Origin of the sequence: Litorimonas sp., assembly GCA_029936425.1 — a bacterium.
Taxonomy (GTDB): Bacteria; Pseudomonadota; Alphaproteobacteria; order Caulobacterales; family Maricaulaceae; genus Litorimonas.
Genome location: JAPYSU010000003.1, coordinates 190163 through 213218, shown reverse-complemented (window position 1 = coordinate 213218; position 23056 = coordinate 190163). Strand labels below are relative to the sequence as shown.

Here is a 23056-nt window from a genome sequence, read left to right as displayed (position 1 = left end):
AGCCGTTAACGGGACAAGCAATGCAAAAAAGAAACACCGATCCATGGCATCCAATTGCACTGAGTGAGCAAATAAGCTCGGAGTCTCCTATCCGGGTCTGTACGGAACAGGATGAGATTGCGTTGTTTCGCGACTCTGGCAGTGTTGTCAGGGCACTGGAGGATCGTTGCCCGCATCGACGCGTCCCGCTCTCACTCGGCAAAGTCATCAATGGGGATCTAAGGTGCGCCTATCATGGCTGGACCTTTAATGGAGCAAATGGGAATTGCACACAAATCCCCAATTTATCCGCCGACGAATCCGTTCCAAAACGATATAAAGTCGCGGGCTTTGATGTTAGGGAGGTCGATGGCTTCGTATATTTGCGAAAGACGTCTCAACCTCAATCTGTCGGAGACTGCGGGCCTCATTCCGATATCGAGACGCAACTGCCTTTATTTGGGAGCCTCATCATTCCTTTTGATACCTTGGCTTATCAACTGGCAATGATTGATGGCCCTGAAACCCTTTTTGGCATTCACAATGTAGGCTTTACCGACTTCTTTTTGGGGGATCCGGTATGGCGTGAGGGTCGTTTTATAAGTGACCGTGCGGCGGGATGGACCGTAAAGGGCAAAGCGCCCAGTAAGTGGGATCGCGACTATCCGTTTATACTTCGCACCGTTTTCAACTCACATAACGGAATGATCACACATCATTTGCTCGACCCAGAAGATAAAGTTGTGGCGGAGGTGCATCTCGGCATCTTCTCGGGCCCCAGACAAACAACGAATGTCGTCTGGCGCGGCACGGTTCACCCTGACCACGGATATTCACGGAAGATCCTGCGCTCCAAGTCCCCAATTGCAGTATTTGATAGATTGGACGGCGCGGCGATCGCCAGCCTGCTCACCGGCCCGTCTTTGCAGATGAGAAAGGCGGGGTAATGGCGTCGACTAAGCAGCAAGGTCAGGACTGGATTCCGACACGATACGATCTCCGCGACACATGGTTTCCAATCGCTCATGCGACCGACGTCACGAATGTTCCTATCCGCCGTATGGTGCACTCTCAGCCATATTTTTTATGGCGTGAGGATGAAAGCGTAAAAGTATGCGAAATACATCCCAGCAAACTCGGCGCAAACACATCTCAAGCCTCGGCATTCACGAATGGGTCTCACTATTACCCGTCTTGCGAACAATATGGCTATGTCTGGGCCTGGTATGGAAATCCGGATAATGCCAGTTTTGACCTGCTCCCGCACATTCCTTTTCTGCCCAAGGATGGTTCGATCCCGGATTATATGCGAACCACAATTCGCTTTGATGCTTGCTCGGCCCTGTCTGTTGAAAATTTGATCGATTTGACCCATGCCGATTTTCTACACGGCGAAGTGATAGGCGGTGAAGGTGAGTCTGAAACGGACGAGATTACGTTTGAATATACGTCTGAAAGTTTAACCCGCGTGAGAATGGTAACGGGAAAGCCGGTCTCGCCGGTGATGAAATGGGTTGGGGGCGTTCGGGCCCAGTATCAGGAATTTCGGTCGACATTGCATGTTCACCTGCGAAGCGGATTATGTATCTCTTATCCGCGGTTTCGACCGGGATTTGATATCCCAAATGTCCAGCCTTTTGTGCCCAGCGGTAGCCACCGGTCTCGAGTCGACCAGATATTCAATCTGACACAGGCACCGCTCATATTCCGCCGAATTATGCCCAAGCTGGCCTACAAGATCGGGCCTCAGGACAATTATGTCATGCGCCCGCAAAATCCTCGATATCTGGAACCTGATTCAAGACGGGATCTGCACTCAAGATTTGATGCTCCGGGCAATCGATATCGCTTCCTCATGCAAGCCTTGCATCAACGTCAGCGAAACGGCGATTTCAGCTATGGTTCCGACGCTGATCCAGGGGGCGATATCACCGAAACTCTGGGAATGGACAGATCTCTCAACTAGAAAAATAGAGCCACCTAATGACCCAAATAGAACCCAATATGGACGTCTGCGTTGGCGATGAATACAGCCATGTGCAAAGCTTGCCTCAGGATCAATTAAAAGAACATTTTCAGGATCATATTGGGATTGGGGTGTTTGGGCGCGCGGGTGATCTGGATGTGATGGTTGTGGGCACCGTCTACCGAGTCGGGGGAGATGTCTGGGGGATAAAGGATGGGTGCCTCTTGCAGACAAACATGATTGCATCGCTGCCCGGTGATCGGAAAATGACGAACACACCGTTCGTGGGCAATCGCAATGATCCGGCAAATGTCTACGCTGATTTTTCTATCACTAAGAACGATGATCAGGTTGTCTGGTCTGCAGGAAAAAGACAGATAATTTGCCGACCGCCTATTTGGGAACTCAAGGGTGAGCATATGGGCGTTGATATCGATATTCGCATCACCGGCATAGGTAAATCAATGCCCTATCATGGCCCGTGGGACAAATTACCTGAATCCGGAATTGCTGGAAATGAGCAATTGGGCCGGGCCGAAGGCCAGTTCACCCATAAGGGAAATACCTATACCCTAACGCAGGGCTGGGCTGTACGTGAGAGGACATGTCTGGGAGCAGGCAAGGATGTGATGTCGCTTTTGGGCAGTGTGTCAGGCTATATCTGGGGCTGGTGTTTTAGCGAACGGGCCAGCATTTTTTGTTATGCACAGCGCGGCGGCGGCGGTTATGCGGCGCGGATATTTGCCGAAGGCAAGGTCAACGACATGACGAGGCCGGGCAACAAGATAGTAGAAACATCTCACTGGATCGATCCTCTCACGCAAAAACGGCATGCAACAGCTTGGACGATTGACATGGAGGACAGTGAAGGCGTGCTTCGAATGGAGGTCAAAACCTGGTCGCGGTGTCTGTTCGGTTTTCATCAGCGCGACGGCTATTCATCCCACCACGGCGCTCTTGGAAGATGCTCCGGTGTCTTTATATCGAAAGCCGGCGAGCGATATGAGTTTGACGATACCACGGCCTATTTTGAACAAGGCTGTGCAACCCCGCTGGGAATAGGCACTCGCCCTTAAGCGCTACATGTTTAAAACTTTCATGACGCGCGCAGCCAAATTGGACTCACGCAAGTCTGCTGCAGGCCGTTCCAAGTGAAACACTTCCATCAAGATCCTCAAAACATTCTTATCTTTATTGGCCAGTAATTTGAGCCCTTTGGAAAACTGCTGCATTTGTTCAAACCCTTCTGGCCGCGTTCCAGTGACAAAATCATATTCGAGATCACTATTGCCTGCCATATGCCATGCTGCGCCGCTGATTTTCATGGCATCGTCGAAATAGCGATCGAGAAACTTAGGGGCGTCAATAGCATGGGCATTAAGGGCGTTGGAAAGCGACAGGGCATGTAAGACCGCAAGCGTCATGCCCTGCCCGAATGTCGGATTGATGGAGGTGATGGTATCACCGAGTGGGATCAGCCTTCCCGGAAAATGGCTCATCTGGTCATAGTGCCGCCAATCCGCGGTCGGTTTTTTATAGCGCCGTAAAGGCCCGACAAGTTCGCAGTCTTTAAAAACATTGTAAAAATCTGGAACGGCGAGTTCTTGGGCATAGTCGCAAAACCCTTCATATTCCGTCGGCGGCACTGTATCTGCCCTCCCGCCGAGTGTGACCATCCACTGATTGTCTTCTATTGGGCAGAGAATGCCGTATCGCCGCTCGGGTGCCGTTGGACGAACCAACATCGCTAATCTCGTTTTGGGATTTTCTTCTTTCTGTTTAAAATGACCCGACACGTAACTCATCAATATACCGAGTTTTGTCTCAGGCACTTGGCCAAAACCTGCTTTTTCAAGTTCGATTGGCAGAAGGCTCCCGCGCCCGCGGGCATCGACGACCAAATCACCGGCCTGCGATAACTCTTCATCACCACAGATAATTCTCAAGCCTGTGGCGCAATCATTTTCGAACGCGATGTTTGCCACCCGACACGCTGATCGAATCGACACGTTTTCCAGGGCGATAACGCGCTCCCGGATTACTTTTTCATAACCGGGCCGACTCATCATCAAAATCGGCATGTCGAGAAAAGCTTGTTCCCGCCAGGTCCCGCCATCATGGCCGCGATAATCGCCGCCCATGTCGAGCTCAATCGCGCCGCCAGCGACAAATTGATCCCGAATCCCCGGCAATAAAACTTCGAGGCCCGCCTCACCCCCTCTAAGCATTGTATGGATATGACCGCCCTGCACTGCCCCCATACTGATTTTCCCAATGGCGGCTGCGTCATCCTTTTCAAAAATGATGACCTCGTCAAAATGTGCCGCCAAGGCGGCTGCGGCGGCCAGCCCCGCGATCCCGGCGCCTGCTATGAGCGCCGTCTCTCCCTTTTTTTCTTTTTCTTGGTTCAAATTAGCCTCACCATTAAAAATATTTATTAGACACTTTTTGCAATATTGACTAATTAATCAAGATGCGTCAATATAGGTCATGGTTTCAAAACACCGAAAAAGTCGCCACTAATTTATACAGGAATTCATCATGCTCATTGATCTTCACGCTCACGCCCCACTTCCGGGTTATTATAATCAACACGAGCATTGGGGTCCGTTTTTCGAAAAACACGACAATGGTGATGTAAAATTACGCGTGGGCCACTGGATTTTGAGCCTCGGCGCGCCAGAGCGCCGCGCTGCTGTGGCCGCAGGGAACGCGCCGTCAGTCGCGGAATATATGGCCAACTGGGGCGATCCTAAAAAGCGCTTGGCCAAAATGGATGCTGCCGGTCAGGACGCACAAGTCGTATCTGTACCCTCTCATTGTTACATGTATTGGGCGGAACCAGAATTTAGCGTGCCCTACTCCCGCAAGGTCAACGAAGTCACGGCCGAATATTGCGCCGACGGTGACAATCGTCTTTTCGGATGGGCGACAGCCCCCCTCAATGTGCCGGAAGCGGCCGCCAAGGAGATCCGGCACGCCTGCGGCGAACTTGGACTAAAAGGACTGGTCGCAGGCGGGTCAAATTTCGGAGGACTGGAATTCGATGATCCCGAGATGGATCACGTCTGGGCCGCATTATGCGATGTCGACCTGCCCATGTTTATCCATGGCTATAATCAGTCTGTCACGTGGGGCGAAAAAGCCAATGATGATCGGTATGAAACCACAGCCATTGTCGGCATGCAGTATGATGAGACCAAGTGTTTCTGGTATATGTGCAATGGCGGCGTTTTCGACCGGTTCCCGGATCTAAAAGTTTATATCACCCATGGCGGTGGATATGTGCCTTACCAGCTTGGACGGCTCAATGAGACCAACAAAAATCTGGATGTAAAGCACAATAAGAAAGATCTGGTCGAGTATCTGGACAATTTCTATTTCGATCTGGAGCTTCACGAAGTCCCGATGCGTCAGGCTGTCTTAGACCTCATTGGAGCTGACCGACTGCTTTATGGGAGCAATTTTGGCGGGAGTGACGCGGTTCGTCACGATCTGACCCAAGGCCTGAATATCTCGGACGAGGATCTGCAGAAAATCCGGTACAAAAATGCGGTGGATCTTCTTAATATTGACACGAGTAAGATGGGCCGCGCGAAAAAGTTAGCGGCTTAAACACGGAACGCGCCACAGAGGCGCGATCCACAATCGTGGTATTTATGCCACTATTTATGCTAATACGTTCAATAAATGGACATCCCAGTTGACAAACATAAACATTTTAACGATTTATGTTCAATAAATATAAAAGATTCACGCCTTACAGGCTTAACTAGGGGAACTTAAATGACGAACACCCAGACTTCTGTCGGTCGCACAAACCGCCATGCATCCAAACTCTTACTGACATCGGCCACGGCCATAACGGCCCTTATTATGCCTGAAATTGCTTTTGCGCAAAATACGGTTTTTGACGAAGTTGTAACGACAGCCCGCCGGGTAACGGAAAATCTGCAAACAACACCAGTCGCCGTCACCTCCTTGAGCGCTGACACGCTCGAAACACGCCAGATCACAGATGTGGATGCCATTCAGTATAATACACCGAATGTCACCATCGAGCCTCTCAATGGTAATTCCGGCGCCAGTGTTTCCATTCGGGGCATGGCGGGCGTGGAGAATACATCAGCTTCAGACCCCGCTGTCGGCATTTATGTTGACGGGGTTTATTCGGCCCGGTCGTCACTGGGTCTATTAGAATTGGTCGATGTTGAACGTGTCGAAGTTCTAAGGGGCCCTCAAGGTACATTGTTCGGGCGAAATACGACAGGCGGGGCACTGGTTATTACAACGCCTGACCCTGAAGGCGAATGGGGTGGTCGCCTCACCGGCCGTATCGGCGAATATGATACGAAGGAAGTTCTTGGACATGTCAATGTTCCGCTGGCTGGCGAGGAAGCCGGGGCACGGATCAGTTTCAAACATGCCGAGCGTGACGGGTATGGAGAAAGCCTGTTTAACGGGTATGAACTTGCCAATCTCAACTCTGACTATATTCGCGGAGTCGTCAAAATCGCTCCCGACGAGGAAAAATGGGACATTACCTTCACCGGGGATTATTTTAACCGCCAAGGTAACGGACCCATTGCGGCTCTCGTCGATGTAAACCCGGCAGGTTTATCGGGCGCTTTCTTGGGCTACAGCCAGTATATTTCAGATGATTTTTACACAAACTTCACTGCCACTGATCAATTTGAAGACATCACAGCCCAAGGTGTTTCAGCGACTGTCAATTACGATCTTGGAAATATTCAACTAAAATCAATCACCGCTTGGAGAAGCGTGTTTAACAATATTCTCGCGGATATCGATGGTACACCTAACCCTCAAATTGCCGGACCCGCCATTGTTCTCCCATCACCACCCCTACCTGTCCCGGGTATTGTGATTCCCACAGGCATCCAGTACGAACAAACCAATGATCAAGACAGCCAGATCACCCAAGAACTTCAATTGTTCGGGCGCACTGGAGACCTAAAATGGATTGTCGGCGGCTTTTACTTTACCGAGCACAACACTGACCTGACTCAGAGTTCAACGGCAAACACGATTGGTGAAATCGAAAACGATTCTTACGCGCTTTATGGCCAGGCCGATTACGACTTCAGTGACGCCCTGACACTCAATTTGGGCCTTCGATATACGTGGGATAAACGCGCATTGAATATGAGTCTGGAAAGCCCAGGCGGTGCCAGTTGTACCTTAACACAGACAGACGCACCCGGCGTGTGCCTGTTATCACGAGCCGTAAAATATGATTACCTGTCTTATGATTTAGGATTAAATTACGAATTCACGGATTCGATTTTTGGCTATGCTAAAACAAGCCGGGCAACACGCGCCGGTGGATTCAATCACCGTGTTGTCGCTCCAGCTTATGAACCTGAGCGCGTCACAAATTACGAACTGGGTTTGAAAACCCAACTCTTGGATAATAAAGTCCGGGCGAATTTAGCGGCATTCTACATGGATTATGACAACGTCCAGAGAACCGCAGTGATTGTTGTCAACGGTGCTCCTACAGCTACGACCGCGAATGCCGCTAAGGCAAAAGTTACAGGGATCGAAGCCGAACTTGATTTTATTCTGAATGACTATTTTAGCTTCGGCGGTTCGTTAGGCTTATTGGACCCATCTTACGACGAATTCTTAGACGCCGGGAATGACCGTAGCGACGAGCCTTTTACATATGCGGCGGATTACACATACAATGTTTATGCGACGGCCACCGCACCTTTATCCTTTGGTGAATTTGTCCTGCACGCAGATTACGGGTTCAAGGGCGACATATTCTTTGACACCGTCGATTTGGACCGTGACAAACAAGAAGGGTATGGATTGCTTAATGTCCGTGCCGCTATCAAGCTGGATAATCCCAATATCGAATTTGCTGTATTCGGCAAGAATGTGTTGAATGAAGAATATAACACTTACATTCTCGATCTGAATAACTCGCTAGGATACACGACGGCATTTAGAGGAACGCCCGGTGTTTGGGGCGCGGAGGCAACCGTCCGCTTTTAATACTCAGTCTTCCTGAGAAAAACCCTGCGCGCCGCTCTTGATTGAATCGGCGCGTTTTTTATGAGGTCAGAATTTGAGTGCCAAGTTCAAGCGACAATATGGTGACTGGGCGATCATTTGCGGCGCCTCGGATGGTCTGGGCGCCGAACTGGCCCGCGAGTGCGCGAAAAAGGGATTAAATTGCGCCCTCATTGCGCGTAGGAAACCCTTACTTGATCAACTGGGCGCAGACCTTTCCCGCGAATTTAACGTTGAAACCCGCAGTTACCCCTTGGATCTCATGGATATTGATGCGGCGGACAAAATTGAAACGATTGCCGACGCTCTCGACACCGGCCTGTTTGTCATCAATGCAGGCGGCGATACGGTCTCATCAAGGTTTCTGGAAAGTGGTCTTGAAGCGTGGAAAGCCCTCATGCAGCGCAACATTCATTTCCTGACCGACACCCTACACAATTTCGGGAAAAGATATCACGCTCAAGGGCGCGGCGGCATCATGGTCATCGGCTCTGATCTCGCCTTTAGCGGCGCAGGTCGGGTCAGTCTTTATAGCGCAAGTAAAGCTTATGCGATGAACCTTATCGAGTCCCTTTGGACTGAATGGCAAAACACACAGGTCGATATTGCCTATATGGTGATTGGATCCACCAAGACGCCAAAGATGCTGAAAATATTGGAGCATTATAAAATTGACCCGACCGCCATAGACCTTATCGAGCCGAGCGATCTGGCACGTTGGGCGATGGACAATATCAGTCATGGGCCGACCTGTGTATATGACGTGGATCCCGAGTCCATGGATGCCATGACCTCGCCTAGTGCCCGGCGGCACCGAATATTGCGCAATACGCAGATCATCGATTTCTTCTACGGAGATTTAGACGCAGATCAGGACCTCATGAAAACCCTGAAATCCGGACGAAACTGGAAATAAATATCAGCTTACGGGTTCAGGCTTTATCAGATATTTCACCCACATATCCTCACCGTCGAACTTGTATAATTCCATCGTGTGAATATCGAGATTTCGAGAGGGCATTCGATTGATGTGATAACACGCCGCTTCATTTGCATTCACGACCGTTTTAACGATATCGATATCCACCAAGGCATTTGAGGTTTCCCACATATTTTCCAGAACGGCCCAGGCATCCGGTTCAATAGGACGGCCAACATATTCGATGGTCATTTTTCCAGGACATGCTGCTCTATACAATCCGAAAAACTTATCTTTATCTCGAGCATTCCAAGCCGCGACTTGATCGTGGATGAAGTTTTCAATTTTGTCTTCTGGCGTTTCCGACATTCGTATTCTCCTGGAAATTATAAATCAGACCCTGATACATTGCGTGCGGTTCCGTTGCGGCGATCAGTCTCGCCCCAGCCCAGCCAATGGTCAATTTCACGGGTGTCACCTTTGCGGCGCCATTGTCCGCATTGTTGAGCCGTAATCGGAAACCCGCCCACGAAATCGATCATTTCGTCTTTTTTATCGGGCCGAAACTCCCATTCTTCGGTCCCGTCAATAATGACCTCTGCCGATTCAGCAAAATAACTGCCTGGCTTATGAACGACCTTACCTTCAATATTGGTCGTCGACCGTACCTTGCCGGTATGATCCGTCAAAATCGCATACCCCAGGTTTTCATGACCGACCATGATGGAACCAAGTTCATAGGTGCCATCTTTATAAATATTGGCGAATGTCCACCAAATCACGTGCATATTGTTGTTAACAACAAGGTCTTTTTTATGATGAATAGCGCCGCCTTTCTCCATATATATCTGGTCCATCGCCATACAGCCCTTGACCTTGCGGCCTTCACACACCCCCTCAACGTCATAGACTTGGGAGACGTAGAAAGTTCCCCACTCTTTGCCCGGTAAATACCACTGCATACCCGTGCCCAGTAATTTTCCTTTGATATCGAATAGCCCGTCTTCTTTCCAAGAATAACTATTTCCTGAAGCCGTCAACTTCCATGGATTTCCTGAGTCTCCCTTGCAGCTCTGCCATGAAGCGATGTCGCCATTTAGCGCCGTATCAGGCCGGAGGGTCATAGCTTGCTTGGCCATTTTATCCCGATCGATGCGAATGTTTTCCCCGTCGATCAGCGTCGATAAATACAAAAACGTAACAGGGTTTGGTGTGCCTTCGGGACCTAGGAGTGATCGTACAGCCGCAAATGTTTCTCCGTCTTCAGTATACAAGGTACCAAAACAAGATGTTTTGGAATATGTAAGACCATAAAATCCGCGGGTATCGTTGAGCGCTTTTCCGGACACCTGATGCGGGCCCACGAGTGTCTGATAGGCGAAATTACCACGCTCTGGAATCTTATCGTAATGTATCATTGAGTGGCCTCTTAAGCTTCTAAGTTAATTTAGTCCCAACGGACGTAAATGTCCGAAACGCCTCGCAATTGGGCGCCTTTGATTTCAGGTTCAGGATAATCGGGGTCGAGCCGTAAATTCGGCATCAAGTCCATCAGAACGTTAAGCGCGGCTTCCAGCTCCATTTTGGCAATAAATTGCCCGATGCACATATGTGGTCCAAAACCGAACGTAAAATTCACGGCGGCTTTGCGGTCAATATCGTATTGATCCGGGTTTTCGAATACGTCCTCATCCCGGTTGGCCGACGCCACAAGACATTGGACCAAAGCGCCCTTCGGAATTTTAACGCCCCCTATTTCGGTGTCTTTGGAGGCCTGACGCACCTTTACGGTTGCCACGCCTTCATAACGGGTTGCCTCGTTGATGGCTTTTGGAATGAGTGACCGATCCGCTTTCAGCCGTTCCCAAAGTTCGGGGTTTTTGAGGAGGATGGACATTAGGCAGCTGAATGTTCGCGTCGTCGTTTCGCCGCTTGCAGGCAATAATGAACCGGCAAACGTGCCAACTTCGTGGTCAGTCAATCGCTGGCCTTTATGTTCAGCGAGTATGAGCTGGCTAATGAGATCCTTGCCAAAATCGCCTTCGGCACGCCGACGTTTGGAAAGTTCGACCAACCGAGCCCGCATATTGTCTGCCGCCTCAACGGATCGCGATAGCGCTTCGGCCATTTTGTCTTCGTCTAATTGCTGACCCGATAGGATTGCCAGCCCCATCGCAGCAACTTCGTAAATCTCATCGAGCATATCTTTGGGGAACCCGATAAGTTCATATATGACCCTGATCGGAAAATAGAGACCGAAATCCATCAAATTAAACTTCCTGAGTGGGAGGACAGGTTTGATAAACTCCTCGCGAACAATCTCTGTAATAAGGTCGGTATACCCTCTTACATTCGCCGGCATGAAGATCGGTTTTAGAAGGGCGCGGGTTTCTTTGTGCTCTTCGCCGTCCATAGCCAGAATAATTAACCCATCTCCTCCAAAAAACTGCCCAAGCCCGGCGCGAATGAACCCGCTGGTAAATGTTTCCGAGTCCATAAGGACTTTACGGATGTCGTTGTATTTAAAAACAGCGTAGACTGGGAAGGTGTGGCGAACATCTGCATGCGTCGCCACCTCGAGACTTTTCATGAAGTCGCCTTCAATCACAGGCTCGGACTGGCGTTGTTTTTTACAGACCTCGTAGAGATCGACGTCCTTGCCTTTGTAATTTGCGGACAGAGCCGCATAGGCATTTTCCAGTAATTCTGACCTATTGTCTAAAAAGGACATGCGTCTCTCTCCTATTTCAAAAAACGTTTAACGCGAGCCGCGGCAATCCGGCCAGGCTGGCCTGAGACCCCGCCACCAGGAGGCGCTCCGGCATTCCCGAAAAACAGGCCTTTAATGGGAAGTTCTCCTGAGAGACCAGCAGCTGGCCGCATCATGGCACTCCGTAAAATGGAGACGTCTATATGCACATATGAGCCTCCAGGAACATTGAGCCGTTCTTCCAGTTGATCCGATGTCTCTACGCGTCTCCCGATTTCGAGAACGTCAATATTTGGGATAACGTTACGGGTCCAGTCCATGACCAGATCTACCGCGGGGCCGCGAACGGCATCCCACCCATCTCGTGGCCTTACTGGGAAAGCTGCCGGGTAAATATATAATACATCCTGTCCATCCGGGGCTTGACTTGGATCGGCAACTGACGGGACAGTCCACCAACAATACGGGTCCTTTGGCAATTCTCCTCGGGCTGCCGCGTCAAAGTTTTCAACGATAGTCTCTACCGACCCCATCATTGTCGTGGGCAGTCCCAGATTCACATCATCCTTGCGTTCTCTCTGATGGTGCTCAAATACGGCTTTCCCTTTCAAGGCGACATCTATTTTGAAAGGAGATGAGCCATGTTGTGCGCAAGGTGTATTATCGACTCGTCTGAGATATTTGCGTTCGACCTGCCCTTCCGTCACCAAGTTAAGAACGACTTTCGGATGACACGCACCAATGACGGCCTTGGCCCCAATAAACTCACCGCCTTTCAAAATTACGCCTCTGACAGTTCCGTCGTCGGAAACAATTTCTTCTACGTCGGCACTGGTACGTATTTCCCCGCCCAATGATTTCAACCGTGACGCCATCGCCTCCGGTACTTTAGCCATACCGCCGCGAACCCTTGCCATACCTGTAGAATGGAGTAGAACCAGCAACATAAATCCCAGACCCGAACTATCACGGGTTACTGGACCGGCACCTCCAGCAAACCCCAGAACGGCTGCTTGAACCGCCGGATGCTCAAAGCGTTCTTCGACGATGGACAATGCGTGATTGGTCAAGAGGTTCAATATTTCGTCTCTATCACTCTTGAATTTGCGGGCCGCCTTCAAAGTTTCCCAAATTGTTCTCAGGCCCGGACGCGCAGGATCTGCTTTCATCATCGGTCCGATCGTTGCGGCCATTTTGAATAAGTCCCCAACAAATTGACCATAGGCGGCAGCATCTTTTTTGGAATATTTTGCCATTTCGCCACAAGTGCGGGGAATGTCACGAAAAAAGCAAATCGACGAGCCATCGTCGTGCAGGTAGGCATAGGCCGGGTCAGACGGAATGACTTCGAGACCATGCTCAGCGAGTTTGAGGTCGGTGCCGACAGGACTTCCCTGCCAACTTGCGAGTTCCAATGCGCAGGAATGGACGAGATGATTCGGGGCCTCTGGTATCAGATAATCCGAGGCTGCCATACCGCCAACTTTTTCGGTGCGTTCCAGAACGATGATTTTTTTTCCATCGGCCGCCAGGTAACATGCTGACGCAAGACCATTATGTCCGCCCCCAACAATGGCAACGTCGAAGTGCTTATCAACCGAATTTTGGCTCATATAGTCTTCCCCGAAATGTTTTATGTTCCCCGCAATAGCGCGGGTTTGTTGATTGAGGCACACATAGCACAAGGGCGTGTGGAGTTGGGGAATATCGTTTGACTGACAGTCAAATGAACCTGATAATTGCCGAACAAAATGGATGCAATTATGAGCCAAAAAGCGGAGCCGCTTACAGGGAAAGCCGAAACTATTCACCGGATTATTCGCGCCGCTCGCTGGGAATTTTCGGAGAACGGAATCACTGGTTCACGCATGGACAATATCGCGGCGCGCGCAGGTGTCACGAAACAACTTCTTTATCATTATTTCGATAGTAAAAAAAACTTGTTTTCCGCAGTCCTCGATGAGCGCACCGACCGCATTTTTTCTGGGCTGCTCGGAATAGATTTGGATCCAGAAGAGCCTGAAAATGCCATGCGTGCTTTTCTGAACCTTATGTTCGATCAATACAGAGACGATCCAAATCTCGCAAATATCGCTCAAGAGGCAATAGCATTTCACAATGAAACTGAAGCAGAGAACTCGAAATTTCCAGACATGGCCCCGGCCCTCGTCTCTAAAATCCAGCCTATTTTAAAAAGTGGACAAGAAAAGGGCATCTTCCGAGCTGATGTCGATCCTCGGTATTTCCTAGCCATGGCATCATTGATCGTCAGCGGAGGTTTTACCAATACCTATATGCTGTCTTCAATTTTAGAGTTTGATACGAATTCAGACGAAGGACTTATTAAATGGCGGTCTTATGCCGTCGATTTCGTAATAGAAGCTATTCTCAATCCGCTACACACAAATGCCTAAATAAACACCTACTTGGTAATCAGTTTGAGCATCTTCCGTGCTCTTCGCGGCAAGTCTTCGCCTCTATTCGCAGTAGGGATAAGTGTCTCACTCAAAGCAAACCTGACAAACATTTCAGAGACAAGGTCACGATCCAGGCCGCCGTCCAACTCTTCGTCCCAAGAATCATAAACCGGCGCCAAGGCAACATCAATTCGCTGCTTAAAATGATCAAAATTTTCGCGAAAATACTTAAGTAAAAATTCGGGTTCTGTTCGCAACAAACGGCGTGATTCGACAGATTCAATGTTTTCCAGCGTGTAATCCAGAAAGGCTTCGAACCGCTTTCTCGGACTATCGATCCCGCCTACGGCTTCCGCAACGCGCTTATCAGTCTGATGGCGCAAATGCAGGGTCGCCGCTTCAATCAATTCTTCCTTTGACGCAAAATACCTATAGAGCGTTCCGCGAGATATTCCTGCTTCCTCACAGACTGCTCGTATGGAAAGGCTTTCAGATCCTTTTTCCATTAAAACAGCAAAGGTCGCATTCATGATGTCTTCGACCGTACGTTCAGACCTGTGATCTGTTCGGCTTGGCTCCATTCCCGGAGCTGCACGAACGCGAACCTTTACAGCGTCTGATGCTTTCTCTTTCGATTTTGGAATTTTTCGGTCCTCCGCTTAATGATTCTTGGTCACGTCATTGTCTAAAATATATCAAAGAGATGCATATTACATTCACATACGTCAATTCCACGCAATCGTTAAATTTTCAAGCCCGAAAACCCCGCCGCATCGTACGATAATTTTGTCTTCATTCTCGACTCGAAATTTCGGCACCATGCTCAACCATGTTTCCAAAGCGATACACAATTCACGGCGAGCGAGTAAGGCTCCGATACACAAATGCGGACCTGTAGAGAATGTCATATGTTTGCGGGCATCGGCGCGCATAATGTCTACTTTCATCGGGCACTCAAAGGCTTCAGCATCAAGATTGGCCAGCTCCAAAGAAATCAGTACATAATCACCTTTCTTCATTTGGACCCCGTCAATTTCAACATCCCGGGTCACAACGCGGCGCATATTTGTGACCGCATGTGCCCTTAATAGCTCTTCGACAGCACTGGGTATTAAGTCAGGGTCTTTGCGTAGCTGTGATTGCAGTTCAGGATGTTTGGCCAAATGGTAGTAATGAAAATTGAAGGACGAAGTAACCGTATCAAGTCCCCCTATGAAGATCAGAAAACATATCCCAATGACTTCATCTTCGGATAAAGGTCGCCCATCAATTTCGCAGGACAACACGTAACTGGTCAGGTCATCTTCAGGATTTGTGCGCCGGGCATCTATAACGCTGCGCAAATATGTGACGATTTCGACGAGAACGCCGTGAACGACCTGCATATCCTGACTTTTAATAAGCGTGTTAACCCACCCTACGAATTTTGTGACATGCTTCTCAGGCCAACCCATCATTCGCAAGAAAACCAATGTGGGAAATTGAGATGAAAAATCAGCGTTAAAATCGCAAAAACCCTGATCTTTTACTCGATTAATTAACGCCTCAGACGTTTGACGCATATTCGGCTCTAGGGCTTTTACTGCTTTACTATTGAAAAATTCATTCAAAAGAAGGCGGTACTTACCATGTTCGGGCGGGTCTATCTCTAAGGGTATCAGTTTCCAATTTTCGCCCAGCATTGCGGCAAAAGGGGTACCTTCCCGACTGGAAAACGTTGCAGGATCTCTGACGATACGTCGGAGCGTTTCGTTTCTGCGCGGCACCCAACAACCCGGCAAATACCCTATTTTTCGAGCGTAAAATATATCGGGCATCGTTTCATGCAACGCCGCCGCACATTTGTATGCGTCGGTTTTAGCTTCGGCTATATAATCCCAGAGGTCAAAATCTATGACCAGATCCGGAGGGACATGGTTTGGGACCTCGATGTTTGTTAGATCCATAAAGTCTCCTAAATACTGTTCTGCCCGACTGAGCGCACAAATTCATTGATTTCATTCATTGAAGGCGTATGTGCAGAAAAACCACCATCCGCCACAATCAAGGATCCAGTCAGAGCCGCCGATTGTTCTGATGCTAAAAACAAGACAACATCAGCGATATGTTGAGCTGTTAAATCATAGGGGATCAGGTGGTGAGCGGCGAGAATTTTTGATACTTGCGGCGGGGTGGTTTTTTTCGAGCCGGGCGGCGGAGGAAGGTATCCAATCTGTATAGCATTGGCACGAACGCCCTTATGCCCGTATTGTGCCGCGATAGATTTCGTCAACATAATTATTGCGGCTTTTGAGGCCGCATAGGCTGATCGGGTGACCTCGCCCTGCACGCCCATTCCTGAAGAGGCATTAATAATGTTGCCGCCGTTCTGAGACAGCATCACCGGAATGGCATGCTTGGCACAAAGCATAGGACCCCGTAGATTAACGGCCATTGCCTTATCCCAAGTTTCAACAGGCATGTCAGCTACCGCGCCGTCATGCTGCTGCATGTCAAAACCCAAAGCTGCCGCGTTATTGTACAGAACATCGATCCGGCCAAAAGAGGTCGAGACTTGTTCAACCATCGCTATAACCGACGATTCATCCGCAATATCCGCTTCCACAGCAATAGCCTTTCCGCCATCGGCATTTACGGCCTCGCATACGCTTTCCGCGCTTTTGAGATCCAAGTCGATAACGGCAACCTTCGCACCTTGTTTCGCAAGGGTTTTAACTGACGCTGCACCAATCCCGCCCGCACCGCCTGTAACGATTGCAACCTTCCCATCGAGACAATTTACCATGACATCCCCTTTTTAGTTGAACACTATTTCAATTTATGTATAATAAATCCAAACCAACTTAGCAATCAAACTATGAAAAATATATTCGTAGCAGTTTTTACAAACGAAGAGGCCTCCCGATGAAACTTGATGACATGATCTTGATAAGCGTTGACGACCACGCAATTGAACCCCGCGGTGCATTTGAACGCCATATGCCGGCCGGGTTTAAGGGGCGCGGACCCATTAACAAACATATCGACGGACGCGACGTCTGGATGTTTGAGGGACGCGCTTGGGGATATATGGGGCTCAATTCAGTTGTTGGACGCCCTAAAGAAGAATACGGAATGGAGCCGCTGTCATACGAGCATATGCGCGCGGGGACGTACAACGTCACAGACCGTGTCGACGACATGAGCGCTAATGGCGTTTTGGCGTCCCTCTGTTTTCCAACATTTCCGGGGTTTGCAGGGCAGAAATTTCAAGCGCACCCGGAACGTGATGTGTCTCTCGCGGCCATGCAAGCTTATAATGACTGGCATGTTGAGGACTGGTGCGGCGCCGCTCCAGGCCGCTTTATTCCGATGATCATGATCCCGCTATGGGATATGAAAGCGGCGGTCGCTGAAATTGAAAAACACGTCAAAAACGGCGTGCATGCCATCACCTTCCCGGACAACCCAGCCAAGCTCGGGTTTCCCTCTATTCATAACGAATATTGGGAACCGCTGTGGAAAGTCTGTGCTGACAATAAAGTCGTGATTAACTGCCATATCGGCACTGGAACCCATGCTCCGCATGCGTCCGATGAAAGTCCCATTGATGCATGGATTACATCCATGCCAATTTCGATTGCTAACAGTGCGGCAGACTGGATATGGGCCCCCATGTGGAAGCGATATCCGGACCTGCGCATGGCCCTGTCCGAGGGCGGTATTGGCTGGGTGCCATATCTATTGGAACGTGCGGACTTCACGAATAAACATCATGAAGCGTGGACCCACGCGACCTTCGGCGATGAACAGCCGAGTGATATTTTTAAACGCCACGTCATTACGTGTTTTATTGAAGACATTTACGGCCTCAAAAATCTCGACATGATGAATGAAAATCTCGTGCATTGGGAATGTGATTACCCGCACTCGGATTGCACATGGCCAAATTCCCCTGAATCAGCTTGGGAAAGCCTCAAACATTTGACTGATGAGCAAATTAATAAAATCACCCATCTCAATACGATGCGCGAATATTCATTTGATGCCTTCAAATACACTAATAAAGAAGATGCAACAGTAGCTGCACTGCGTAAGCAGGCCGAACATGTTGAAATTCTTCCCCGGCCGGGTATGGGCGGAGCCGCGCCCGAAGGGCAAGGCGAGCGCATTGTCACCTCCGGCGATATTAATCGGATGTTCGCTGCCGCCAGTGCGGAGTCTGCTTTGTAGCATGGCACGACTCGATGTCCGAGAGTTAAGGCTTAGCGTCGATGGCGGCAATCCCGCCCTCGGCACAAAACGAATTGCGGGTACATTGACGAAACCCGCAACCAACAAGAAAAATACACTGTTGGTTTGTTTGCCGGGCGGAAGCTATAGCCGCTTTTACTTCCAAGCCGAATTTGATGATTTTAAGGGATATAATTTTGCCAATTATATGGCGGGCAAGGGATTTATGGTCCTGACTTTGGATCATTTGGGTATGGGCGAAAGCGACAAGCCGGAAGAAGTGAGCTTGCTGGATAAATCAAGCATTGCAGCTTTTAACCACGCGGCAGTTCAATCGGTTCTGGAAGATATGGACAAGCGGCCGAAAATCGTGGGCCTTGGCCATTCTATGGGAGGTATGGCCGTGGTGGAGCAGCAAGCCAAATTTGCGACGTTTGATCGAATTGGTGTTCTTGGGTGGACAAATATCGGGTTAAGCCTCGGATCGAGTGAACCTGATTTAAACGCTGATAAAGCGCACTATGCGCCGACAGATCGAGGACTCATGCGCCCGCTCTTTCATTTACCGGACGTGCCATCAAACTTAATAGAACAGGATGATACTCGTGCGTCCCTGACGCCCTCCCCATTTGCGCAGCAAGCCGTGCAGTCTGGAATTGTTTCAAAGGAAGCTGCGAATATCAAATGCCCTGTTTTTTTAGCATTTGGCGAGGTGGATATTTCCCCTCAGCCAAAAGATGAGCCAAAATTCTATCGAAACGCTCAATCCGTAGATTTAACATTGCTTGCCGGCTCAGCTCACAATCATAATTTCGCGGCAACACGCACCCAGCTATGGGATAAAATCGGCACTTTTGCTTCGCAATCCACCTTTCACGAAACAGCCTTAGAAGGATAAAAGATGAACATAGACGTAACAGGAAAACGCGTCATCGTGACCGGGGCTTCACGCGGTATCGGGAACGCCATAGCGACTGCCTATGCCAAAGATGGTGCGAAAGTCGCAATCTGTGCCCGCACGGAAAGTGCAATCCAGAAGGCTGGAGATAAACTCCTGAAAGACGGTGCCCAGGATGTGATCGCTTTGCCGGTCGATGTTTCCGACACTGAACAAGTTCGCAGTTTCGTCAAAACCGTTGCAGAGAAATGGGGCGGAGTGGATGTCCTGGTGAATAATGCGGGGCAAGGACGCGTGGGTTCACTTGAAACGCTGCAACCCGAAGATATTCTTGACCACGCCAATAACCTTCAGGTCGCTCATTTTCGATTTGTACAAGCCTGTGCCCCATATATGCGCGAACAAAAATGGGGACGGATTATAAATATAAATGCGCTGAATGGTGTACAAATTCCTGGGGCCGGATTTACCACCGTTTCCAATCGCGCTGCAGGGATTGCCTTATCAAAATCCCTTGGGCAAGCCTTGGCGAAAGATGGGATTTTGGTCAACACACTGAATATGGGATGGATAGATACCGGCCAATGGGAGCGGCATTTTAAGGAGATGCCTGATACCATCAGTCGTGAAGAATTTTATGAAATGGTCACCAAACCCGTACCCTTAGGGCGGCTGGGACAACCTGAAGAAGTCGCAAACATCGCGCTTTTTTTAGGTAGCGACCTGGCTAGTTTTGTTAGCGCTGCGTCAATAGACGTTGCTGGCGGCATGCAAGGCCAGATTGCTTACTATCCAACCTTGAAGAAAGAATTGGTTGAAGAAGGCAAGCGCCGCCAAGCGGAACAGGGCGAAATTAATTTGCATATTTAATTTGTATCCAGGCCTTAAAGCATGACCCAGAGCTACTTTCTTATAGTCCGGACTGACGCTGATGATAGCGCAGAAAAACGCCTAGCCGCGATGGACGCCCACATCAAATATACCGTAGAAAATAAGCACCGATTTTGTGTCGGCGGTGCTATTCGTCACGACCCGAATGCTGATGCTTTAGGTAGCGCCATGATTATCCAGGCAAACAGCCTTGAGAACGCAAGGGCATTCGCATCACTGGACCCCTTCGATAAAACCGGTGTCTATGCGCGAACTGATGTCTGGCAATTTAATGTCGGTGTCGGTGAATGGCTACCCGAAAAACTCAGAAAATTTTAAGCTAAGGCCTCGACATGTTAATTGATATCCACGCTCATATGATCACTCCTGGCATGATGAACGTTCATGAGTTTTGGGGGCCCTTTATGACGACCAATGGGTTTACCGTCGGTCACTTTTGCCTCGGCACATCACAACCGATGTCGGGAACTGACGAAGAAGCCACCGAGAAGCTCCTTACAAAAATGAGACATGAAAGTCGCCGCAAGCTAATGGCTGACCGGAATGTTGATAAAATTGTCGTATCAATTCCTTCGCACGCATTCATGTATTGGGCAGGAGACTTTGGCAATGAATATGCCGATCTTTGCAATCAAGAGCTATCAAACTACTGCGCAAAAGATCCTGAACACTTTGCGTTTTGGGCTCATGCCAACCTTGCCGATCCAACAGCTGCTGTAAAACAAATCGATCATGCAGTCCGGAATTTGGGTGCGAAAGGCGTCTGTGTCGGCGGCGCAAACTTCAACGGATTGGAAGCCCATAGTCCTGAGCTTTTCCAAGTTTGGGAGAAAGTGACGGAACTGGATGTGCCGATTATGGTTCATGGTTATAACCAGTCAATTTGGCTCGGCGATGATCATACCAGTGACCTCTTTGAAACGACATCAATCTTAGGCGATTGTTACGATGAAAGTCTCTTTTTCTGGTATTTAATCTGTGGCGGCGCGCTCGATGAATTCCCAAACTTGAAAACTTATATAACTCATGCCGGGGGAATGTCCCTCTTCCAATTGGGACGACTGAACGCACTCAACAAGTCAATGGCCCCTGACGCGCGCAATAAGAAACCCGTTACAGAATATCTTGATAAATTCTGGTTTGATTTAGATGTCCACGCAACGACCCTTCGCAAAGCCGTCATTGATTTAGTTGGAGTTGACAACATCGTGCACGGAACAAATTTTGGAGGCGCTTACGACTTTGGCGATCCAACTGCAGGACTGGATTTATCTAATCAGGACGCCGAAAAGATTCGAAGCGCAAATGCGATAAAGCTTCTAAAGCTGTAAGCAAAGACGTGTCCATCGAGACCCACGCAGGGGTTACCCGTAAACAAGTATTGCTACTTGTCTTTATCACTCTTTTCTGGGGCGTAAACTGGCCAGTTATGAAAATGGCTGTCACCAATTATCCGGCCATGACCTTCCGGGGACTTTCCATAATTGTCGGCATTTTGACGTTAGCAGCATATTACATAATCAAGAAAATATCTTTCTATGTTCCCAGACATGAATGGGGGATGATTTTAATACTGGGGATATTGAACATGGCTGTCTGGCACGTTCTTTTGATGGTTGCCCTACCCCATTTAAATTCGGGTCGCGCAGCCGTCATCGGATATACTATGCCGGTGTTTTCCGCATTGTGGGGAGCCAGCTTATATCGTCAAAAATTCAAAACCGCCCATTATACATTTATCGGATTAGCGTTCATCGGTATTCTTTTTTTGTTGTCCACAGAGTTCACCGCCTTGTCCGGCGCTCCCTTAGCTGCGCTGACTCTACTCGGAGCAACGGCGACTTGGGCTCTTGGAACTCAAAAATTAAAACGGGTGGAGACGAGCCTGAACATACTGACAATCGCCTTCTGGATGACCGTCGTTACAGCGATCGCAATTTTACCATTTTCCGTCGGCTTAGAACGTACAAACTGGGTTATCCCTTCAATGCCTGTCATTTTGGCTATTCTATTCAACGGAATCATTATTTTCGGATTTTGTCACACTGCCTGGGCATATATTGCGCGCACCCTAAGTCCTGTCGCCTCAAGTGTGAGTATTTCGCTTATACCCGTCTTAGGCCTATTGTCTGGGGCATATTTTTTAAAAGAAAAACTGTACTGGCAGGATGGTTTCGCTGTGGTTTTAATTGGATTGGCGGTTCTCGGAACGCTGAAACCCGAAAAACCAAGCTAAGAACCTGGCTTTGAATTATATCCGGGCAAATGCAGACCGCCGTCAACATTGATAAGTTCGCCAGTCACATAGCTCGACATTTCGCTGCAAAGGAACACGACAACAGGTGCGATATCTTTCTCTGGATCACCGTTTCTGCAAAGCGGCTTCCGCGCCGCTGCTGCCTCGGCAAAACCCGGGTTTTCAGAAGCCAGTTTGTGAAACACGTTGCCCATGGCTGCAGGCGCTATCGCGTTAACATTGATGTTAAATCGGCCCCATTCCATTGCTGCGCTTTTCGTTAGGCCCAATATCCCTGATTTGGTGATATTATAATCAGCATGGTTCCACGCCGCGACCTGCGCATCTATCGAATAGAAATTGACAATCTTGCCACCGCCGCGGGCTTTCATGCTCGGAAGGGCCGCTTTCATTGCCCACCAATTCGCCCAGACACCGGATTTTATTGTGCTGTCCAGCATCGCATCGGTTTTGTCTTCGATGCCAACATTCTCAGTCAGGGAGAATGCATTATTGATCAAAATATCGATGCCGCCAAATTTCTCTATCGTCGTCGCAATTGCTCCCTCAACCTGATCTTTTTCGCGCACGTCAACATTGACGTAGTGAGCTTCGCCGCTCAGCTCTTCGGTCAATTCTTTTAACGTGCTTTTTCCGAATGATTCATTGATTTCGGCAATGACAACTTTGGCACCCTCCTCGATAAATTTCCGGGCAATACCGCGGCCAATACCGCCGCCGCCGCCTGTTATCAGGGCAACTTTATCTTCCAATAATCCCATTATT

General features: G+C 49.2%; 22 protein-coding genes. 13 read left to right on the top strand and 9 right to left on the bottom strand.

Translation table 11 applies throughout. From position 1 onward, the window contains the following. Positions 1–20 precede the first annotated feature (20 nt). Genes ACN0IC_RS04265 through ACN0IC_RS04255 form a run of 3 tightly spaced genes read left to right on the top strand, consistent with a single transcriptional unit; the run spans position 21 to position 3021 of the window. The gene (locus ACN0IC_RS04265; RefSeq protein ID WP_416877520.1) at positions 21–926 is read left to right on the top strand and encodes a Rieske 2Fe-2S domain-containing protein; all 906 of its coding nucleotides are present in this window, start codon (positions 21–23) and stop codon (positions 924–926) included. Further along, positions 926–1945 carry an oxygenase gene (locus tag ACN0IC_RS04260; RefSeq protein ID WP_416877519.1) on the top strand — a complete coding sequence of 340 codons (1020 nt, stop codon included), beginning with the start codon at positions 926–928 and terminating at the stop codon, positions 1943–1945. Before ACN0IC_RS04265 ends, ACN0IC_RS04260 begins: the two co-directional genes overlap by 1 nt. A gap of 17 nt (positions 1946–1962) precedes the next feature. Continuing rightward, a complete protein-coding gene (locus ACN0IC_RS04255; protein WP_416877518.1) occupies positions 1963–3021 on the top strand; it encodes a hypothetical protein in 1059 nt (352 codons plus the stop codon). Between the two features lie 3 nt (positions 3022–3024). Here the strand turns inward: ACN0IC_RS04255 and ACN0IC_RS04250 are convergent, their stop codons facing one another. Beyond that, entirely contained in the window at positions 3025–4356 is a 1332-nt protein-coding gene (locus tag ACN0IC_RS04250; RefSeq protein ID WP_416877517.1) for an FAD-dependent oxidoreductase, read from the bottom strand. A gap of 130 nt (positions 4357–4486) precedes the next feature. Between ACN0IC_RS04250 and ACN0IC_RS04245 the strand changes: the two genes are divergently transcribed. The 3 genes from ACN0IC_RS04245 (at position 4487) to ACN0IC_RS04235 (ending at position 8903) form a co-directional block, all read left to right on the top strand. After that, positions 4487–5560 (top strand): amidohydrolase family protein, encoded by a 1074-nt coding sequence (locus tag ACN0IC_RS04245; RefSeq protein WP_416877516.1) that lies wholly within the window; start codon positions 4487–4489, stop codon positions 5558–5560. Between the two features lie 171 nt (positions 5561–5731). Further along, positions 5732–7969, top strand: a complete 2238-nt coding sequence (locus ACN0IC_RS04240) for a TonB-dependent receptor (RefSeq protein ID WP_416877515.1) — start codon at positions 5732–5734, stop codon at positions 7967–7969. A gap of 73 nt (positions 7970–8042) precedes the next feature. Beyond that, positions 8043–8903 (top strand): SDR family NAD(P)-dependent oxidoreductase, encoded by an 861-nt coding sequence (locus ACN0IC_RS04235; RefSeq protein WP_416877514.1) that lies wholly within the window; start codon positions 8043–8045, stop codon positions 8901–8903. Positions 8904–8906: 3 nt separating this feature from the next. Here ACN0IC_RS04235 and ACN0IC_RS04230 read toward each other — a convergent pair whose 3' ends face one another. From ACN0IC_RS04230 to ACN0IC_RS04215, 4 genes are read right to left on the bottom strand one after another with little or no spacing between them, the layout of a single operon-like run. Next, positions 8907–9275, bottom strand: coding sequence for a nuclear transport factor 2 family protein (locus tag ACN0IC_RS04230; protein WP_416877513.1), 369 nt, complete (start codon positions 9273–9275; stop codon positions 8907–8909). A 17-nt stretch (positions 9276–9292) separates the two neighbouring features. Then, complete coding sequence (locus tag ACN0IC_RS04225; RefSeq protein ID WP_416877512.1) at positions 9293–10324, bottom strand: hypothetical protein; 1032 nt, start codon at positions 10322–10324, stop codon at positions 9293–9295. 29 nt (positions 10325–10353) lie between these two features. Further along, positions 10354–11637, bottom strand: a complete 1284-nt coding sequence (locus ACN0IC_RS04220; RefSeq protein WP_416877511.1) for a cytochrome P450 — start codon at positions 11635–11637, stop codon at positions 10354–10356. Positions 11638–11648: 11 nt separating this feature from the next. Then, a complete protein-coding gene (locus tag ACN0IC_RS04215; protein WP_416877510.1) occupies positions 11649–13229 on the bottom strand; it encodes a phytoene desaturase family protein in 1581 nt (526 codons plus the stop codon). A 150-nt stretch (positions 13230–13379) separates the two neighbouring features. Between ACN0IC_RS04215 and ACN0IC_RS04210 the strand changes: the two genes are divergently transcribed. Beyond that, the gene (locus ACN0IC_RS04210) at positions 13380–14030 is read left to right on the top strand and encodes a TetR/AcrR family transcriptional regulator (protein ID WP_416877509.1); all 651 of its coding nucleotides are present in this window, start codon (positions 13380–13382) and stop codon (positions 14028–14030) included. Between the two features lie 8 nt (positions 14031–14038). Here ACN0IC_RS04210 and ACN0IC_RS04205 read toward each other — a convergent pair whose 3' ends face one another. From ACN0IC_RS04205 to ACN0IC_RS04195, 3 genes are all read right to left on the bottom strand, one after another. Continuing rightward, the gene (locus ACN0IC_RS04205; RefSeq protein ID WP_416877508.1) at positions 14039–14614 is read right to left on the bottom strand and encodes a TetR/AcrR family transcriptional regulator; all 576 of its coding nucleotides are present in this window, start codon (positions 14612–14614) and stop codon (positions 14039–14041) included. A 144-nt stretch (positions 14615–14758) separates the two neighbouring features. Beyond that, entirely contained in the window at positions 14759–15979 is a 1221-nt protein-coding gene (locus tag ACN0IC_RS04200) for a cytochrome P450 (protein WP_416877507.1), read from the bottom strand. Positions 15980–15987: 8 nt separating this feature from the next. Further along, on the bottom strand, positions 15988–16818 hold the full coding sequence (locus ACN0IC_RS04195) for an SDR family NAD(P)-dependent oxidoreductase (protein WP_416877506.1): 831 nt from the start codon (positions 16816–16818) through the stop codon (positions 15988–15990). Between the two features lie 119 nt (positions 16819–16937). Between ACN0IC_RS04195 and ACN0IC_RS04190 the strand changes: the two genes are divergently transcribed. Genes ACN0IC_RS04190 through ACN0IC_RS04165 form a run of 6 tightly spaced genes read left to right on the top strand, consistent with a single transcriptional unit; the run spans position 16938 to position 22270 of the window. Beyond that, positions 16938–18245 carry an amidohydrolase family protein gene (locus ACN0IC_RS04190; protein WP_416877505.1) on the top strand — a complete coding sequence of 436 codons (1308 nt, stop codon included), beginning with the start codon at positions 16938–16940 and terminating at the stop codon, positions 18243–18245. A 1-nt stretch (position 18246) separates the two neighbouring features. Further along, positions 18247–19143, top strand: coding sequence for an alpha/beta hydrolase (locus ACN0IC_RS04185; RefSeq protein WP_416877504.1), 897 nt, complete (start codon positions 18247–18249; stop codon positions 19141–19143). 3 nt (positions 19144–19146) lie between these two features. Beyond that, entirely contained in the window at positions 19147–20013 is an 867-nt protein-coding gene (locus ACN0IC_RS04180) for an SDR family oxidoreductase (RefSeq protein ID WP_416877503.1), read from the top strand. Positions 20014–20034: 21 nt separating this feature from the next. Next, positions 20035–20352, top strand: a complete 318-nt coding sequence (locus tag ACN0IC_RS04175; protein WP_416877502.1) for a YciI family protein — start codon at positions 20035–20037, stop codon at positions 20350–20352. Between the two features lie 14 nt (positions 20353–20366). After that, entirely contained in the window at positions 20367–21365 is a 999-nt protein-coding gene (locus ACN0IC_RS04170; RefSeq protein ID WP_416877501.1) for an amidohydrolase family protein, read from the top strand. An 8-nt stretch (positions 21366–21373) separates the two neighbouring features. Next, positions 21374–22270, top strand: a complete 897-nt coding sequence (locus tag ACN0IC_RS04165) for a DMT family transporter (RefSeq protein ID WP_416877500.1) — start codon at positions 21374–21376, stop codon at positions 22268–22270. Here ACN0IC_RS04165 and ACN0IC_RS04160 read toward each other — a convergent pair. Then, complete coding sequence (locus tag ACN0IC_RS04160; protein WP_416877499.1) at positions 22267–23052, bottom strand: SDR family NAD(P)-dependent oxidoreductase; 786 nt, start codon at positions 23050–23052, stop codon at positions 22267–22269. The two genes, ACN0IC_RS04165 and ACN0IC_RS04160, sit on opposite strands and share 4 nt — an antisense overlap. Positions 23053–23056 lie beyond the last annotated feature (4 nt).